Below are 15,773 nucleotides of genomic sequence, written 5' to 3'. Positions count from 1 at the left end.
CAGGTACTGGTCGCTCAACCCACCGACCAGAGTTCATCGAGGCGGGTGGTGTAGCGCGGGCTGAGCAGGTCGCGGCGCATCTGCCAGGCGGGATCGCGCGGAATCCGGGCTGGACGCAGGGTCTCGCGCCCGAACCGGCCGTTGATGGCGTCCAGGGTCGCCATCAGGCGGGTAGCGGCCGGATCCGGGGCGGCGGCGAAGAGATCCGCCGCCACCTCGTCACGGTGGCAGAGATCGAGCAGCAACACCTCGGCCTTGGCATAGCCGAAACCGTCGCGAAAGATCTCGCGCAGGCCGGACTGGGCATAATCGTTGAGCACCCGGGTGTCGTCGCTGGGCACCGGCAGATTGAGCAGGGCGGCATTAGCATAGCGAGCCTCGTCGGCGCCGTGCATGCCGGTCTGGATGCTGACCCTCAGGGTGCGACAGAGCGAGCCCTGGGCGCGTAGCTTTTCCGCGGCGCGGGCGGTGTAGCTGGCCACCGCCTCGGCCAGGGCGCCGAACTGGTACTGGCGGCGACCGAACATGCGACTGCTGCAGATCGTCTGCCGTGGCGCTTCCAGTTCCTCCAGGCTCAGGCAGGCCAGTCCGCGCAATTCCCGTGCGGTCTTTTCCAGCACCACGCTGTAGCGCTGGCGCAGCGACCAGGCGTCCTGCGCGGCCAGCTCCCAGGCAGTGGTGACGCCCTCGCCCCGCAGGCGCGCGGCCAGGCGCCGGCCGACACCCCAGACGTCTTCGATCGGCGAGTGTTTCAGCACCCAGTCATGCACCACCGGATCGCGCAGATCCAGCACGCCACCGGTGCGCTCCGGCCAGCGCTTGGCGGCGGCATTGGCCAGCTTGGCCAGGGTCTTGGTACCGGCGATGCCGACGCTGACCGGGATGCCCGTCCACTTCTGCACCCTGGCCTGCAGGCGATGACCGAGGGCGTCCAGGGGTTCGGGCAGGCCAGCCAGATCGGCGAATACCTCGTCGATGCTGTAACGCTCCAGGCGCGGCACCAGAGTCCCCAGGGTGCGCATCACCCGGTCGCTGAGGTCGCCATAGAGCGCATAATTGGAACTGAAGGCCGCGACCTCGCCACGCTGGGCCAGCTCGCGCACCTGAAACCAGGGCGCCGCCATGGCGATGCCCAGGCGTTTGGCCTCGGTCGAGCGGGCGATCACGCAGCCGTCGTTGTTCGATAGCACCACCACCGGGCGCCCGGCGAGATCGGGGCGGAAGACCCGCTCGCAACTGCAATAGAAGGCATTGCAGTCGATCAGCGCCAACACCGACTCAGCCATGGCCAAAGCGCCTCAGGCTGTGGGTGGCCACACCCCAGACTTCGAAGTCATCGCGCTCGCCGATGACCAGGGGTGCATAGGCGGGGTTTTCCGCCAGCAGGACGAAATGGGCGCCTTGCCGACCGAGGCGCTTGAGGGTGGGCTCGCGGTCGCGCACCGCCACCACGATATCGCCCACCCGCGCCGGACGGGCGCGGTCGACGATCACCAGATCGCCAGGAAAGATGCCCACCCCGGTCATGCTGTCGCCACTGACCTGGATGACGTAGGTATGAGGAGCGCGCAGGTCGACCAGTTCGTCCAGCGAGACCTGGCGCTCCAGATGATCCTGGGCCGGCGAGGGAAAACCGCACGGCAGGTGAAAATCATAGAGCGGCAGCTGGGTGGCGGACGACGCCAGGCAACCCAGGACGGTAACGGACATGACAAGGTGCTCCTGCGGATAACTGTCTATTTATACAGTTATCCGCAGGAGCCAGGTTGTAAAGTCGGACCTAACCCCCGCCGATGAGCGGCACCATCAGGCGCTGAGGCGAAAGCGCGAGACCACGCTGCGCAGGTCCTGGGAGAGGCCCGCCAGGCGCTCGGCGGTACCGGCGTCGGACTCGATCCCGCTCAGTACCTGCACGGTACTGGCACGGATGCCCGTGGTGTTGCGGTTGATGTCCTCGGACACCGCGGCCTGTTGTTCCGCGGCGCTGGCGATCTGCACGTTGACGTCGACGATGCGTCCCACCGCGGAACCGATGCTGGTCAGGCTGGCACTGGCCTGCTCGGCCGCCGCGACCCCTGTCAGGGCATGGCCACGGCTGGCCTGCATCTGGCCGACGGCCTCGCCGGTAGCGGCCTGCAATTGCTCGATGATGCGGCGGATCTCCTCGGTGGAGGTCTGGGTGCGCGAGGCCAGGGTGCGGACCTCGTCGGCCACCACGGCGAAACCGCGACCCTGCTCACCGGCCCGTGCGGCCTCGATGGCGGCGTTGAGGGCCAGCAGATTGGTCTGTTCGGCGATGGTACGGATCACCGCGATGACCCCGCCGATGGCCTGGCTGTGACTTTCCAGGGCGGCGACCTTGGTGGCGCTGAGATCCACCTCGGCGGCCAGGGCTTCGATGGCGTGTTGGGTCTGCTGCATCACCCGGGCGCCGTCACGGGTGGCCTGATCGGCCTGCTGGGCAGCCGCGACAGCGCCTTCGGTGTTGTTGGCGACGTCCGCCACGCTGGCGGTCATCTCGGTGATGGCCGTGGCCACCTGGTCGGTCTCGCCCTGTTGCGCCTGCATGGTCGAGCGTGCCTGACCGATGGAGCCAGCCAGGGCGCCGGACGCCTGGGCGACTGCCTGGGAGGCCTGATCGACCTCGCGTAGCGAGCGACCGAAAGCCTCCAGCATCTCATCCAGGCTACGACCGATGTCGGCGATCTCGTCACGCCCGGACAAGGCGGCCCGGCGGCTCAGATCGCCCCGGGCAGCGGCGGCGGTCACCTCGACCAGCTCGGCGATCCCCAGGCGCAGGGCCTGGTAGATGCCGGCGAAGGTGTAGCTCAGCAGCAGCAAGGCCCCCAGGATCATGCCCAGCATCATATTGCGCAGCGCGGTCTCATGGGCCAGGCGCTCGGCCAGCATCTGGGACAGAAGGCCCTGGGCCTCTTCCAGAACCTTATAGTAGCGGGCGACCACGGCATTGCCCTGGGCACCCAGAGCGCGCCCGGCAACTACACCCTCCCCGCTCATGGCGGTCAGCATGCCCTGGCGGAAGTTGGCATAGTCGTCCGCCGCGAGCGCCAGGGAGCCCTTGAGGCGTTGCGCCAATTCAGGCGCCTGGCGCGCCAGCAGCCGCAAACCCTGCTCCAGTTCGTCGGCGGTCTGCCGCTCCTGGCGCACCAGGGTACGCGCCACATTGAGGGTGGCCGGATCGAAGTTGTTGGTAGCGCTCAGGCCGCTCGCCAGGCCGCGCAGCTGGCCGATGAGATTGATCTCCCGCGGCAGTCGCAGCGAGGTGATATCGATGAGAAAGAGGCTGGTGTAGTCGGCATCCAGCGCCAGGCCCGAGGTGGCCGAGACGTAATAGAAGAAGTTGAGGGTCTTGGTCAGCTGCTCATTCCAGCCTTCGAACACCTCCAGGGAGTTGCCTGAGGTGCCCTGCAACAACCGTTCGGCTCCCAGCCGCAGCTGGCTGACGCGATCGCCGGTTTCCAGCTTACCGCCGAGTTCACGATCCAGCTGCCCCAGGTCGTCATAGGCCTTGAGCAGGTTGTCGCGATTGTTCTGCCAATCCTGCTGCGCCGAGGTGTCGCCATCCTGGACACGCTTGGTCAGGGCACGCTGCAACATGCTCAGTCGGGCGACCGGGGTCAGCTGCGTCAGATAGCGTTGACCGTCGATCTCCTGGGTCAGGCTCACGCGCTGCTCCTGGATATCCTGATAGAGGTAGACGCTGAGAAACAGAAGCGGCACCAGAACGATGGTGGCGAGGCAGACGAACTTGGCGGGAAACCTCAGGCGATTCATTATCGTTACAGCAGGGGTCAGCAGATTCATGGCTAGCTCGGGCGGCGGCGAAAGGGGTCATTAGGGCTGTACCGCCCTATTTGTGACGTAATAGACAAAAATTCTTGTAACAGTTTCGTCTCTATCGAGCTGTCGCTTCGCTTCCTTGGCTATTTGCCACTCGGCGGTCGAAAGCCGCCCCTCAACGGTCTTCGGATAGCTCTAGCATGCACGACTTATTGATTCGCAATGCCTTGGTGCTGGACGGCCACGACCGTCCGGGCAGGCCGCTCGATGTCGCTATCGCAGCCGGACGTATCCAGAAGCTGGGCGACCTGGCCACTGAACCAGCTCGAGAGGTCCGCGACGGCAGCGGCCTGGTGCTGGCGCCTGGCTTCATCGACGTCCACACCCATGACGACACCATGGTCATCCGCCGCCCCGAGCAGTTGCCCAAGCTCAGCCAGGGAGTCACTACCGTGGTGGTGGGCAACTGCGGCATCAGCGCCGCCCCGGTGCGGCTACGTGGCGAGCCGCCGGACCCGCTGAATCTGCTCGGCCCGGCCATGGCCTTCGTCTATCCCACCTTCGCCGCCTACCGCACCGCCGTGGAACGGGCGCAGCCCGGCGTCAACGTGGCTGCCCTGGTCGGCCACACGGCGTTGCGCAGCAACCACCTGGACGATCTCCAGCGTGCCGCCACTCCGGCCGAAATCGCCGCCATGCGTGCCGAGTTGCGCGACAGCCTGGCCGCCGGTGCCCTGGGGCTTTCCAGCGGCCTGGCCTATGCGTCCGCCGCGGCGGCCCCGACCGACGAGGTGGCCCAGCTGGCCGCGGAGCTGGATGCCGTGGGCGGACTCTATGCCACCCATTTGCGCAGCGAATTCGCCGCGGTCCACGAAGCGCTGGACGAAGCCCTGGCCATCGGTCGCCAGGCCCGGGCACCGGTGGTGGTCTCCCACTTCAAGTGCGCCGGGGTGGACAACTGGGGGCGCGCACCGGAACTGCTCGGCGCCCTGGCCGAGGCCGCGCAGACCCAACAGGTTGGCTGCGACTGCTATCCCTATGCCGCCAGCTCCTCCACCCTGGATCTCAAGCAGGTCACCGACCGGCATCGCATCACCATCACCTGGTCCACCCCGCATCCCGAATGCGGCGGCCGTGACCTCGACGCCATCGCCGCCGACTGGGGGCTGGACCTGGACAGCGCCGCACGCCGCCTGCAACCGGCCGGGGCCGTCTACTACGGCATGAGCGAGGCCGATGTGCGGCTGATCCTCGCTCATCCGCTGAGCATGATCGGCTCCGACGGCCTGCCCGAGGATCCCTTCCCCCATCCGCGCCTCTGGGGCGCCTTTCCGCGGGTGCTCGGCCATTTCAGCCGTGACCTCGGTCTCTTCCCCCTGCACACCGCCGTGCACAAGATGACCGGCCTGTCCGCCGCGCGCTTCGGCCTCAAGGATCGCGGCCTGATCGAACCGGGCGCCCATGCCGACCTGGTGCTGTTCGATCCCCAGCGCATCCGCGACGTGGCCGACTTCAGCGACCCGCAACGGCCTGCCGAAGGCATCCACGCCGTCTGGGTGAATGGCCGCTTGGCCTATGCGCCGGGCCGGAGCATCGACGAGCGCCATGGCCGCTTCCTGCCCCGTGCCGGGGACCTGCGGCAAACCTTCCCACGCTGCTGATCGAACGCTACCGGGTAACGTCCTGACCTGGTGCACCGCCGTTACCTTCCGCCACTTCCCGGTGCCACCCAAGGCACCGGGAGCCGCTTCTTTGCCCGTCGTTCAAGCCAAGCCATTGATTTGCAAAGCCGTCGAAAAAGCTGGCACAGTCGCTGCAATCCATTCCGTTGTTACGAACCTAGTTCCGCTATAACGGAAACGGAGAGACGCTATGATAGGCAAGACGAAGGGGTGGAAAGCGCTGGGGCTGCTGATCGGTCTGGTCGCCATGACCGGCGCCCAGGCGGCCAAGCTGGATGACGTGCTCAAGCGCGGCCATCTGGTGGTGGGTACCGGCAGCACCAACGCCCCCTGGCACTTCCAGGGCGCCGACGGCAAGTTGCAGGGCTTCGATATCGATATCTCCAAGGTCATCGCCAAGGGCCTGTTCGACGATCCGGAAAAGGTCGAATTCGTCGTCCAGGGCTCGGATGCGCGGATCCCCAACCTGCTCACCGACAAGGTCGACATCAGCTGCCAGTTCATCACCGTGACCGCCAGCCGCGCCCAGCAGGTGGCCTTCACCCTGCCCTACTACCGTGAAGGCGTGGCCCTGCTCCTGCCGGCCAATAGCCGCTATCAGCAGATCGACGACCTCAAGGCGGCCAAGAGCGACCTGACCGTGGCCGTGCTGCAGAACGTCTATGCCGAGGAACTGGTGCACCAGGCGCTGCCCGGCGCCAAGGTCGACCAGTACGACAGCGTCGACCTGCTCTACCAGGCCTTGGGTACGGGCCGTGCCGACGCCGTGGCCACCGACCAGTCCTCGGTCAAGTACCTGATGACCCAGAATCCCGGTCGCTACCGCTCGCCCGACTACGCCTGGAGTCCCCAGACCTACGCCTGCGCGGTCAAGCGCGGTGACCAGGACTGGCTGAACTTTGTCAACACCGCCCTGCACGAGGCCATGACCGGTGTGGAATTCCCCACCTATCAGGCGTCCTTCAAGAAGTGGTTCGGCGTCGAGTTGCCGTCCCCGGCGATCGGCTTTCCCGTCGAGTTCAAGTGATCCTGGCCCCGGCGCGGCCTGTCCGCGCCCTCTAGGTAGACGTCGAGCATGAACTACACCCTCAACTTCGCCCCCGTGTGGCAGAACCTGGACCACCTGCTGGCCGGGCTCGCCCTCGGCCTGCAGCTGGCCCTGGTGGGCATCGCCATCGGCTGCCTGATCGGCCTGGCCACCGCCTTCGCCCTGCTCTCGCCAGTGCGGGCGCTGCGCTGGCTGGCGGCGGGCTACGTCACCCTGGTGCGCAACACCCCGATCCTGGTGCTGATCCTGTTGCTGTACTTCGCCCTGCCCAGCGTCGGTATCCGCCTGGACAAGCTCAGCTCCTTTCTCATCACCCTGGCGCTCTATGCCGGGGCCTACCTGGCCGAGGTGTTTCGCGGCGGCCTCATGGCCATTCCCAAGGGCCAGCGCGAGGCGGGCCTGGCCATCGGCCTGCGCGAATGGCAGATCAAGGCCTACGTCATCATTCCGGTGATGCTGCGCAACGTCCTGCCATCGCTTTCCAACAGCTTCATCTCCTTGTTCAAGGACACCTCCCTGGCGGCGGCCATCGCCGTGCCGGAACTGACCTACCAGGCGCGCAAGATCAACCTGGAAAGCTACCGGGTCATCGAGACCTGGCTGGTGACCAGCCTCCTCTACATCCTCACTTGCTACGTCATCGCCCTGCTGCTGCGCCAGCTGGAACGACGGCTGAGCCTGACCCGCTAGGAGCCGTATCGTGTACGAAGCCCCCTCCTGGTTCCTGGAATTGTGGAACGCGCGCCAGACCCTGGCCGCCGGTTTCGCCACCACCCTGGCTTGCTCGGTACTGGCGGTGCTCGGCGGCACCCTGTTCGGGACCCTCGGCGGCCTGGCGCTGACCTATGGCCGCTGGCCGCTGCGCCTGCCGTTCCGCGTCTATGCCGACCTGATCCGCGGCACCCCGGTGTTCGTGCTGGTGCTGGCCTGCTACTACATGGCCCCGGCCCTGGGCCTGAGGCCCACGCCCTTCCAGGCCGGTACCGCGGCGCTGCTGCTGTTCTGCGGCTCCCATGTGGCGGAGATCGTCCGCGGCGCCCTGCAGGCCATCCCCCGCGGCCAGCACGAGGCGGCCAAGGCCATCGGCCTGACCTTCGCCCAGAGTCTCAAGGAGGTGCTCCTGCCCCAGGCGCTGCGCCAGATCCTGCCGACCTGGGTCAACGCCTCCACCGAAATCGTCAAGGCCTCCACCCTGCTCTCGGTGATCGGCGTGGCCGAGTTGCTGCTGAGCAGCCAGCAGGTCATCGCCCGCACCTTCATGACCCTGCAGTTCTATCTGTTCGCCGGGCTGCTGTTCTTTCTCATCAACTTCGCCATCGAGCGGCTCGGCCGCTACCTGGAAAAACGGGTGACCCTGCCATGACCGACCTCAACGCTCCCCTGCTCAGCATCGACGGCCTGCACAAGAGCTTTGGCACCGTGGAGGTACTCAAGGGCATCGATCTCGCCCTCCATCGCGGCGACGTGGTCACCCTGATCGGCTCCAGCGGCTCGGGCAAGACCACCCTGCTGCGCTGCGTCAACCTGCTGGAAGACTTCCAGGGCGGCAGCATCCAGCTGGCCGGCGAGGCCATCGGCTACCGCGAGGAAGGCGGTCGCCGCCAGCGCCTGCCGGAGCGCGAGATCGCCCGCCAACGGTCGCTCACCGGCATGGCCTTCCAGCAGTTCAATCTGTTTCCCCACCTCACCGCCCTGGAAAACGTCACCCTCGGCCTGCGCAAGGTCAAGAAGCTGGGCAAGGACGAAGCCATCGCCCTCGGCGAGCAGTGGCTGCGCCGGGTCGGACTGATCGAGCGCCGCGATTACCATCCCGGCCAGCTCTCCGGCGGTCAGCAGCAGCGCGTGGCCATCGCCCGCGCCATCGCCATGAATCCCAGTCTGATGCTGTTCGACGAACCCACCTCGGCGCTGGACCCGGAGCTGGTCGGCGAGGTGCTGGCGGTGATCAAGGACCTGGCCCAGGATGGCATGACCATGCTGCTGGTGACCCACGAGATGAGATTCGCCCACGAGGTGTCGGATCGCATCGTCTTCATGAGCCAGGGTCGCATCGAAGAGCAGGGTCCGCCCCGCGAACTCTTCGAGCGGCCGCGCTCCACCCGTCTCGCCGAATTCCTCGGCCGGACCTCTTTTTGAATCCCATCCCCGCTACAGGAGCACCCTTATGAGCATCATCCGTTACGGCGCCGGCGAACGCGGCGCAGGTGGCCAACCCCTGCCCTTCGCCCGCGCGGTGGAAGCCGATGGCTGGCTGCACGTCTCTGGCCAGGTGGCCATGGAGAATGGCGAGATCATCGACGGCGGCATCGTCGCCCAGACCCACAAGACCATGCAGAATCTGATCGCCATCCTCAATGAAGCCGGCTACGGTCTGGAGCACGTGGTGCGCGCTGGCGTCTGGCTGGACGATCCGCGTGACTTCTGGAGCTTCAACAAGGTGTTCGCCGAATACTTCGCCGGCAACGCGCCGGCGCGCGCCTGCGTGCAGTCCTCCATGATGGTGGACTGCAAGGTCGAGATCGACTGCATCGCCTACAAACCCAAGGCCTGAGACAAATCGCACAGATGACCGAACCTACCCGCCAGAGAGCCCGCGGCCTGGACCGCGCCTTCGACATCCTCGATCACCTCAAGCGGGTGGGTCGGCCGCTGCGCCCCAACGAGATCGCCGCCGGCCTGGGCATTCCCAAGTCCACCGTCTACGACTTGGTCGGCCTCTTGCTGGAGCGGCACATGCTCGATGCCGTGGGCCGCGACGGCCAGGTCTACCTGGGCCGCGAGCTGTACTTTCTCGGTCAGGCGCACCTGCGCCACTTCGATCTGGCCCGCGAGGCCGGGCTGCTGCTGGACGACATCGTCGCCCAGACCCGCGAGACCGCCCAGCTGTGCCAGCTCAACGGCCGCAAGTACACCGTCTCGCTGATGAAGGAAGGCGCCCGCGCCTTTCGCATCTCCTCCAACGTCGGCGAGGACGCGCCCATTCCCTGGACCGCCTCCGGTCGCTTGCTGCTCGGTCACCTGAGCGATGCCGAGATCCTCGCCCTGATCGATCCGGACGACTTCATCCTGCCCGACGGCAGCCGCCTGCCCCCGGCGACCTTTATCGCCGAGATCCGTAGCGCCTGCGCCGAAGGCTTCTTTTCCTTCGATAGCATCGCCGACACCTATACCCACTGCTTCGCCGCTCCGGTGCAGGATGCCAGCGGCCTGAACATCGCCACCCTGTGCATCGTCGCGCCCCGCGCCGACGCCCAGGCCCACCATGCCGAGTACCGCCAGGTGCTGGTCGACAGCGCTCGCCGCCTGTCCCAGCGCCTGGGCGGCCAGGAGAATCCATGACCGCTCTACATGCCCCCGAGAAAGGCGCCGCCAGTCCTGGCGCCAGCCTGCTCCGCGACATTGCCCTGCCCGCCCTGGTCATCCACCAGGACGCACTCGACCACAACATCGCCTGGATGCAGGCCTTCGCCAGCGACCGCGGCGCCGAGCTGGCGCCCCACGGCAAGACCAGCATGGCGCCGGCGCTGTTCCAACGGCAGCTGGCGGCCGGTGCCTGGGGCATGACCCTGGCCACCGCGGTGCAGACCCGCGCCGCCCAGGCCCATGGCGTACGCCGGGTGCTGATGGCCAATCAGCTGGTGGGCGCGCCGAACATGGCGCTGATCGCCGAGCTGCTCGCCGCCGACCCGGACTTCGATTTCCATTGCCTGGTGGACCATCCCAATCAGGTCACGGCCTTGGGCGCCTTCTTCGGCGCACGCGACCTGGCACTGCAGGTGATGATCGAATACGGCGTGCCCGGCGGCCGTTGCGGTTGCCGCAGCGAAGCCGAGGTGCGCACCCTGGCCCAGGCCATCGCCGGGCAACCGGCGCTGCGGCTGACCGGCATCGAAGGCTACGAGGGGGTGATCCATGGCGCCGAGGCGGCCACCGACATCCGCGCCTTCGCCGATTCCCTGGTGCGCCTGGCCGAGGAGTTGCGTGGCCAGGGCGCCTTCGCTCTCGACCGGCCCGTCGTCACCGCTTCGGGCTCGGCCTGGTACGACCTGATCGCCGCCGCCTTCGACCAGCTGGAAGTGCGCGAGCGCTTTCTCGCCGTCATGCGTCCCGGCAGCTATGTGGTCCATGACCACGGGATCTATCGCGATGCCCAGTGTGGCGTCCTGGCCCGCACCGGTCTCGACGAAGGCCTGCAACCGGCGCTGGAAGTCTGGGCCCACGTGCAATCCATGCCCGAACCCGGTTTCGCCATCCTCGCCCTGGGCAAGCGCGACATCGCCCACGATGCCGGCCTGCCGCTGCCGCTACGCCGCTACCGGCCGGACCAGACCGCCAGCGAAGCCGTCGATGTCAGCGACTGTACCGTCACCGCCATCATGGACCAGCACGCCTTCATGGTCGTCGCACCAGGTACGGAGCTAGCCATCGGCGACATCGTCGCCCTGGGCACCTCCCATCCTTGCCTGACCTTCGACAAGTGGCGCCAGGGCTGCATCGTCGACGAGGGGCTGCAGGTGGTCGAGACCTTCGCGACCTGCTTCTGAGGCGCTAGGGACGCAGCTCGCCCTCTTCCTCGCCATCCCAGTAGCGGATGCGCTCGGCATGCACCTTGATGAGGATCATGCCGGGCGTGTCGGTACCCTGGGGAAACCAGCGATTGAGATTCTTGGTCCAGTGGGCCTCGAATTGCGCCTTGTCGCGGATCAGCTCGGCATGCCCTTCGATGCCGATGAAGATGCCGGGCTTGCCCAGCAGGCTCTTACCCTCGCTGAAGCTCAAACCCACTGCCGGATCAGCCTCGATGTCGCGGATCTTGGCCGAATCCTCATAGGCGTAGAACCAGGAATCACCGTCGTACTCGACGTCGCCGTTATTGCTCATCGGCCGGCTGGTCAGACGCCCGGTGCCAGTAGTCAGCATGCAGAAATCCAGATCGCTCATCGCTTTGGACAGGTCGTGCAGGGTCTTGTCGGCCATGGGTATTGCTCCGGTAGGGGGCAGGCAGTGCCCGTCTGAATTCAGACCCGGAGCTGCTGCCGCTTGGTTCCGACGCGCAGCCGCCGACCCGGCTTTTCAGACGGACTGCGCTGCCGACTTCAGGTCCCCCTGGGCTTGGCCCGCGCCGTCGGTTCGGCGATCAGCGGATCGTCCGGCCAGTAGTGCTTGGGATAGCGACCCTTGAGGTCCTTCTTCACTTCGCCATAGGTGTTGGCCCAGAAGCTGGCCAGGTCCTGGGTGACCTGCACCGGACGCCGCGCCGGGGAAAGCAGGTGCAGCTTGACCGCCAGGCGCCCACCGGCGACGCGCGGGGTATCGGCCAGGCCGAACAGCTCCTGCAACCGCACCGCCAGCACCGGCGGGTGCTCACTGTAGTCCAGGCGGATGTTGGAGCCGGAGGGTACCGCCAGGGTACGCGGGGCCAGCTCGTCCAGCTGCCGCGGCAGCGGCCAGGGCAGTAGCCCCTGGAGCATGTCTGCCAGATCCAGATTGGCGAAGTGGGCCAGGCGGGTGACGCGGTCCAGGTAGGGCAGCAGCCAGTCTTCCAGGTTGGCCAGCAGGGCCGCGTCGCTGACGTCCGGCCAGTCGCTCGCCTGCTTCTGCTGCAGGTCCAGCTGGCGCAGCAGGGCCACTCGCGCCTGCCACTGGCGCAATTCCGGCGTCCAGGGCAGCAGCTCCAGGCCCTTGCGCCGCACCAGCCCCAACAGCGCACGGCTGCGGGCCGCGGCGTCCAGGTTCTTCAGCGGTTCGCGACTCAGCACCAGCTGGCCGACCCGTCGCTGGCGCTCGGCGCGCAGGACGCCTTCGCGCTCGTCCCAGTCCAATTCATCGTGACTCACGACCTGCTCGGCCAGCGGCCCCTCGAACAACGCCGGATCCAGTTCGGCGGCCAGGTAGATGCGCTCCTCGCGCTGCCCCTGGCGGCTGCCCAGGTCGGCCACCACCAGCCAGGGCGATTTCATCAACCCGTCCGGCTCGCCAAAGCTGGCGGCCCGGCCATTGGCCAGGCGATAGTCCTGGCCGCCGGCCTTGCGCTGCTGGGCGATGCGATCCGGATAGGCGCAGGCCAGCAGGGCGCCGGTCCAGCGCGGGTGCTCGGGATCGGCCACCGGCCGCTTGGCCTTGCCACGCAGCAGGCCGCGGTACTGACGGACCAGCTGACGAATCCGCGCCACTCCGCCGCGCGGGCCGCGCCCTTCGCCGGCCAGGAGCAGCAAACGGGTATGCAGATCGGCGCCCTGCCCCGGGGCCAGGTCGCGCTCGCCCAATAGTGCGGCGATCGCGCAGGCGCGCTCAGCCAGGCCCCAGGCCTGACCGCGTAACAGCAGGTGCGCGAGTCGGGGATGGGCCGGTAGGCCGCTCATGGCCTGACCGTGAGGGGTGAGCACGCCATGGTCGTCCAGGGCGCCCAGGCGCATCAGCAGGTCGCGGGCCTGGGCCAGGGCGGCGGCGGGCGGCGCATCGAGCCAGGCCAGCTCCTCGGCGCTCATGCCCCAGCGGGCCAGTTGCAGCGCCAGCCCGGCCAGATCGGCCTGGAGGATCTCGGCGCTGTCGTAGGCTGGCAACTGCTGGTGCAGCTCTTCCGACCAGAGGCGATAGCAGACGCCCGGCTCCAGGCGACCGGCGCGGCCCTGGCGCTGGGTGGCCGAGGCGCGGGAGATGCGGCGGGTGGTCAGGCGGGTCATGCCGCTGCCGGGATCGAAGGCCGGCACGCGCGCCAGGCCCGCGTCCACCACCACCCGCACCCCTTCGATGGTCAGGCTGGTCTCGGCGATATTGGTGGCCAGCACCACCTTGCGGCTGCCGGCCGGCGCCGGCTCGATGGCGGCGCGCTGGGCCGCCAGCTCCAGCTCGCCATGCAGCGGACAGAGCAACACCCCGGCAGGCAGCTGCTCCGTCAGGCGCTCGGCGGTGCGCCGGATCTCCGCCTGCCCTGGCAGGAATACCAGCAGGCTGCCAGTTTCCTCGTCCAATGCCTGCAACACTGTGGCGGCCACCCGCGCTTCCAGGCGCTCGTCCTGGCCGAGCGGTCGACTCCAGCGGGTCGTGACCGGAAACATCCGGCCTTCGCTGCGCACCACCGGCGCCTCGCCAAGCAAGGCAGCGAGACGCTCGCCTTCCAGGGTGGCGGACATCACCAGCACCTTGAGCGGCGTATCGCGCAGCAGTTCGCGCCCGCTCAGGGTCAGCGCCAGGGCCAGATCGGCGTCCAGGCTGCGCTCGTGGAATTCATCGAAGATCACCAGGCCGACACCGTCCAGCGCCGGATCGTCCTGCAGCCGGCGGGTAAGGATGCCCTCGGTGACCACCTCGATGCGGGTGCGCGGACCCACCCGGCTTTCCAGGCGGATGCGATAGCCCACCGTCTCGCCAACGCCTTCGCCCAGTTCCGCGGCCAGGCGCTCGGCGGCAGCGCGAGCCGCCAGCCGGCGCGGCTCCAGCAGCAGGATGCGCTGGCCGGCCAGCCAGGGTTCGTCCAGCAGCGCCAGGGGCACCCGGGTGGTCTTGCCGGCCCCGGGAGGCGCTTCCAGCACGCAGTCATCGCGGTGGGCGAGGGCCTGGCGCAGCTCGGGCAGGACAACATCGATGGGCAAGGGCGTCATGGGGCTCGGCCGGTGGTCTCAACGGGGCGGGCAGTATAAGAGCGGCTAACAAAATGTAGCGAGCGGCTGTCAGGCAGGTGCGCGCGGCGCGCAGGAACCGCAGTGTACGAGTGGTACATGAGGATTCCGAGCACTGCACGCACCTGTATGGCAGACGCGCAGTAGTTTTGTTTGTCGCTCTAAAGCGTCTCGCCCGCCGTGATTCCGGCCGCTATAGTGGCGTCCTCATCCAACCGGAGGTTGTCTATGTCGATGCGTACCCGCGCGGTGTGTGGCGTCCTCGCCGCCGCCCTGTTCACCCAGCTGACCGCTTGCGGCTCGCTGTTCTATCCCGAGCGCCGCGGCCAGATCACCGGCAGTGGCCGTATCGACCCGGGCATCGTCGCCCTCGATGCCATCGGCCTGCTGTTCTACATCATTCCCGGCCTGATCGCCTTTGGCGTGGACTTCGCCACCGGCGCCATCTACCTGCCCGACAACAAGCGCGCCGAGGTCGATCCGAGCGAGCTGAACAAGGCGGTGAACCCGGACGGCAGCGTTGATCGCGCGCGCCTCAAGGCCATCATCCAGCAGGCCACCGGCCACAACCTGCCGCTGGACGATCCACGCCTGCTGCAGCGCAGCGGCAGCAACGAGCAGCTCGCCAGCCTGGGTCTCGCGCCGCGCGCCTGATGAGCGACCCGCACCGCACCGAGCGGCTCCTGCGTCGCGCCACCGCCGCCTCGGTAGCGGTGGCGACGACGCTGATCCTGGCCAAGGCCGTGGCCTGGTGGTTCAGCGGCTCGGTCAGTCTGCTCGCCGGCCTGACCGATTCGCTGCTCGATGGCCTGGCCTCGGTGTTCAACCTGCTGGCGGTGCACTACGCCCTCAAGCCCGCGGACGACGACCACCGCTACGGTCATGGCAAGGCCGAATCCCTGGCCGGCATCGCCCAGGCGGTGTTCATCGGCGTCAGCGCCGTACTCATCGCCTGGCAGGCCATCGGTCGCCTGCAGCAACCCGCGCCCCTTGGCGCCCATGCCCTAGGTATCGTCGTCACCCTGTTTTCCCTGGTCCTGACCGCCGTGCTGGTGGCCTACCAGCAACACGTCATCCGTCTCACCGATTCCACGGTGGTCCGCGCCGACGCTCTGCACTATCGCTCCGACCTGCTGCTCAACGTCGGCATCCTGATCGCCCTGGCGCTGACCGGCTTCGGCTGGTACTGGCTGGATCCGCTGTTCGGCCTGGCCATTGCCCTCTACATCCTCTGGAGCGCCTATGGCATCGCCCGTGACTCCTTCGGCGTGCTGATGGACCAGGAACTGCCCGCCGACATCAGCGAGCACATGCTGCAGCTGGCCTGCCAGGTACCCGGTGTGATCGGTGCCCATGACCTGCGTACCCGTCTCTCCGGCAATCACTGGTTCGTGCAACTGCACCTGGAGCTGCCGGGGCAGATGAGCCTGTCCCGCGCTCATGTGCTGTGCGATGAAGTGGAAGCGGCCATCCGCGCCGAGTATCCCCAGGCCGAGGTGCTGGTCCACGCCGATCCGCTGGATGCGCCCGACGTGCCCCATCGTCATCCGCTGCCGCCCGCCACCTGAGCGGAACCCGGCACCGTTGCGCTCCCTCGAATCTGCATAGCCTGATTTGAGAGCG

General features: G+C 67.5%; 15 protein-coding genes and 1 other RNA gene. 10 read left to right on the top strand and 6 right to left on the bottom strand.

Annotated features, from left to right (window positions below; genetic code table 11):
* Positions 1-14: 14 nt before the first annotated feature.
* The 3 genes from FEZ61_RS19335 to FEZ61_RS19325 form a co-directional block, all read right to left on the bottom strand.
* Complete coding sequence (locus FEZ61_RS19335) at positions 15-1,286, bottom strand: Y-family DNA polymerase (protein WP_173150068.1); 1,272 nt, start codon at positions 1,284-1,286, stop codon at positions 15-17.
* The gene (gene umuD, locus FEZ61_RS19330) at positions 1,279-1,710 is read right to left on the bottom strand and encodes a translesion error-prone DNA polymerase V autoproteolytic subunit (RefSeq protein WP_173150066.1); all 432 of its coding nucleotides are present in this window, start codon (positions 1,708-1,710) and stop codon (positions 1,279-1,281) included. Before umuD ends, FEZ61_RS19335 begins: the two co-directional genes overlap by 8 nt.
* A 96-nt stretch (positions 1,711-1,806) precedes the next feature.
* A complete protein-coding gene (locus FEZ61_RS19325; protein ID WP_173150065.1) occupies positions 1,807-3,825 on the bottom strand; it encodes a methyl-accepting chemotaxis protein in 2,019 nt (672 codons plus the stop codon).
* Between the two features lie 176 nt (positions 3,826-4,001).
* Between FEZ61_RS19325 and FEZ61_RS19320 the strand changes: the two genes are divergently transcribed.
* The 8 genes from FEZ61_RS19320 to FEZ61_RS19285 all read left to right on the top strand — a co-directional run bounded on the left by FEZ61_RS19320 (position 4,002) and on the right by FEZ61_RS19285 (position 11,075).
* On the top strand, positions 4,002-5,462 hold the full coding sequence (locus tag FEZ61_RS19320) for a D-aminoacylase (RefSeq protein ID WP_173150063.1): 1,461 nt from the start codon (positions 4,002-4,004) through the stop codon (positions 5,460-5,462).
* 268 nt (positions 5,463-5,730) lie between these two features.
* Complete coding sequence (locus tag FEZ61_RS19315) at positions 5,731-6,510, top strand: transporter substrate-binding domain-containing protein (RefSeq protein ID WP_242455205.1); 780 nt, start codon at positions 5,731-5,733, stop codon at positions 6,508-6,510.
* Between the two features lie 48 nt (positions 6,511-6,558).
* On the top strand, positions 6,559-7,221 hold the full coding sequence (locus tag FEZ61_RS19310) for an amino acid ABC transporter permease (RefSeq protein WP_064307400.1): 663 nt from the start codon (positions 6,559-6,561) through the stop codon (positions 7,219-7,221).
* 10 nt (positions 7,222-7,231) lie between these two features.
* A complete protein-coding gene (locus FEZ61_RS19305; RefSeq protein WP_027598509.1) occupies positions 7,232-7,894 on the top strand; it encodes an amino acid ABC transporter permease in 663 nt (220 codons plus the stop codon).
* Positions 7,891-8,667, top strand: coding sequence for an amino acid ABC transporter ATP-binding protein (locus FEZ61_RS19300; RefSeq protein ID WP_173150059.1), 777 nt, complete (start codon positions 7,891-7,893; stop codon positions 8,665-8,667). The genes FEZ61_RS19305 and FEZ61_RS19300 overlap by 4 nt, the downstream gene beginning before the upstream one ends.
* Before the next feature lie 28 nt (positions 8,668-8,695).
* Complete coding sequence (locus FEZ61_RS19295) at positions 8,696-9,082, top strand: RidA family protein (protein ID WP_059313667.1); 387 nt, start codon at positions 8,696-8,698, stop codon at positions 9,080-9,082.
* A 14-nt stretch (positions 9,083-9,096) separates the two neighbouring features.
* Entirely contained in the window at positions 9,097-9,870 is a 774-nt protein-coding gene (locus tag FEZ61_RS19290; RefSeq protein WP_068382996.1) for an IclR family transcriptional regulator, read from the top strand.
* Positions 9,867-11,075: an amino acid deaminase gene (locus FEZ61_RS19285; protein WP_173150057.1), complete on the top strand. Its 1,209-nt coding sequence runs from the start codon at positions 9,867-9,869 to the stop codon at positions 11,073-11,075. The genes FEZ61_RS19290 and FEZ61_RS19285 overlap by 4 nt, the downstream gene beginning before the upstream one ends.
* A gap of 4 nt (positions 11,076-11,079) precedes the next feature.
* Here FEZ61_RS19285 and FEZ61_RS19280 read toward each other — a convergent pair whose 3' ends face one another.
* From FEZ61_RS19280 to FEZ61_RS19270, 3 genes are all read right to left on the bottom strand, one after another.
* On the bottom strand, positions 11,080-11,508 hold the full coding sequence (locus tag FEZ61_RS19280; RefSeq protein WP_093254001.1) for a pyridoxamine 5'-phosphate oxidase family protein: 429 nt from the start codon (positions 11,506-11,508) through the stop codon (positions 11,080-11,082).
* A gap of 119 nt (positions 11,509-11,627) precedes the next feature.
* The gene (gene hrpB / locus FEZ61_RS19275) at positions 11,628-14,132 is read right to left on the bottom strand and encodes an ATP-dependent helicase HrpB (protein WP_173150055.1); all 2,505 of its coding nucleotides are present in this window, start codon (positions 14,130-14,132) and stop codon (positions 11,628-11,630) included.
* A 43-nt stretch (positions 14,133-14,175) separates the two neighbouring features.
* A non-coding RNA gene (locus FEZ61_RS19270) (sX9 sRNA) lies at positions 14,176-14,251 on the bottom strand.
* A 127-nt stretch (positions 14,252-14,378) separates the two neighbouring features.
* Here FEZ61_RS19270 and FEZ61_RS19265 point away from each other — a divergent pair.
* Positions 14,379-14,804, top strand: coding sequence for a hypothetical protein (locus FEZ61_RS19265; protein ID WP_017639149.1), 426 nt, complete (start codon positions 14,379-14,381; stop codon positions 14,802-14,804).
* The gene (locus tag FEZ61_RS19260) at positions 14,804-15,718 is read left to right on the top strand and encodes a cation diffusion facilitator family transporter (protein WP_173150053.1); all 915 of its coding nucleotides are present in this window, start codon (positions 14,804-14,806) and stop codon (positions 15,716-15,718) included. Before FEZ61_RS19265 ends, FEZ61_RS19260 begins: the two co-directional genes overlap by 1 nt.
* The last annotated feature ends 55 nt before the right edge of the window (positions 15,719-15,773 follow it).

Origin of the sequence: Pseudomonas sp. MS15a(2019) (genome assembly GCF_013277805.1) — a bacterium.
GTDB classification, from domain to species: Bacteria; Pseudomonadota; Gammaproteobacteria; order Pseudomonadales; family Pseudomonadaceae; genus Chryseomonas; species Chryseomonas benzopyrenica.
The sequence above is the reverse complement of the archived record's forward strand: the minus strand, read 5'-3'. Positions and strand labels throughout refer to the sequence as shown.

What these genes read in the sequence shown, in the direction of transcription:
- FEZ61_RS19320 (WP_173150063.1), top strand. Translation starts at nt 4,002, where the DNA reads ATGCACGACTTATTGATTCGCAATGCCTTGGTGCTGGACGGCCACGAC.
- FEZ61_RS19265 (WP_017639149.1), top strand. Translation starts at nt 14,379, where the DNA reads ATGTCGATGCGTACCCGCGCGGTGTGTGGCGTCCTCGCCGCCGCCCTG.
- FEZ61_RS19285 (WP_173150057.1), top strand. Translation starts at nt 9,867, where the DNA reads ATGACCGCTCTACATGCCCCCGAGAAAGGCGCCGCCAGTCCTGGCGCC.
- hrpB (WP_173150055.1), bottom strand. Translation starts at nt 14,132, where the DNA reads ATGACGCCCTTGCCCATCGATGTTGTCCTGCCCGAGCTGCGCCAGGCC.
- FEZ61_RS19325 (WP_173150065.1), bottom strand. Translation starts at nt 3,825, where the DNA reads ATGAATCTGCTGACCCCTGCTGTAACGATAATGAATCGCCTGAGGTTT.
- FEZ61_RS19335 (WP_173150068.1), bottom strand. Translation starts at nt 1,286, where the DNA reads ATGGCTGAGTCGGTGTTGGCGCTGATCGACTGCAATGCCTTCTATTGC.
- FEZ61_RS19280 (WP_093254001.1), bottom strand. Translation starts at nt 11,508, where the DNA reads ATGGCCGACAAGACCCTGCACGACCTGTCCAAAGCGATGAGCGATCTG.
- FEZ61_RS19315 (WP_242455205.1), top strand. Translation starts at nt 5,731, where the DNA reads ATGACCGGCGCCCAGGCGGCCAAGCTGGATGACGTGCTCAAGCGCGGC.
- FEZ61_RS19300 (WP_173150059.1), top strand. Translation starts at nt 7,891, where the DNA reads ATGACCGACCTCAACGCTCCCCTGCTCAGCATCGACGGCCTGCACAAG.
- FEZ61_RS19310 (WP_064307400.1), top strand. Translation starts at nt 6,559, where the DNA reads ATGAACTACACCCTCAACTTCGCCCCCGTGTGGCAGAACCTGGACCAC.
- FEZ61_RS19260 (WP_173150053.1), top strand. Translation starts at nt 14,804, where the DNA reads ATGAGCGACCCGCACCGCACCGAGCGGCTCCTGCGTCGCGCCACCGCC.
- FEZ61_RS19295 (WP_059313667.1), top strand. Translation starts at nt 8,696, where the DNA reads ATGAGCATCATCCGTTACGGCGCCGGCGAACGCGGCGCAGGTGGCCAA.
- FEZ61_RS19290 (WP_068382996.1), top strand. Translation starts at nt 9,097, where the DNA reads ATGACCGAACCTACCCGCCAGAGAGCCCGCGGCCTGGACCGCGCCTTC.
- umuD (WP_173150066.1), bottom strand. Translation starts at nt 1,710, where the DNA reads ATGTCCGTTACCGTCCTGGGTTGCCTGGCGTCGTCCGCCACCCAGCTG.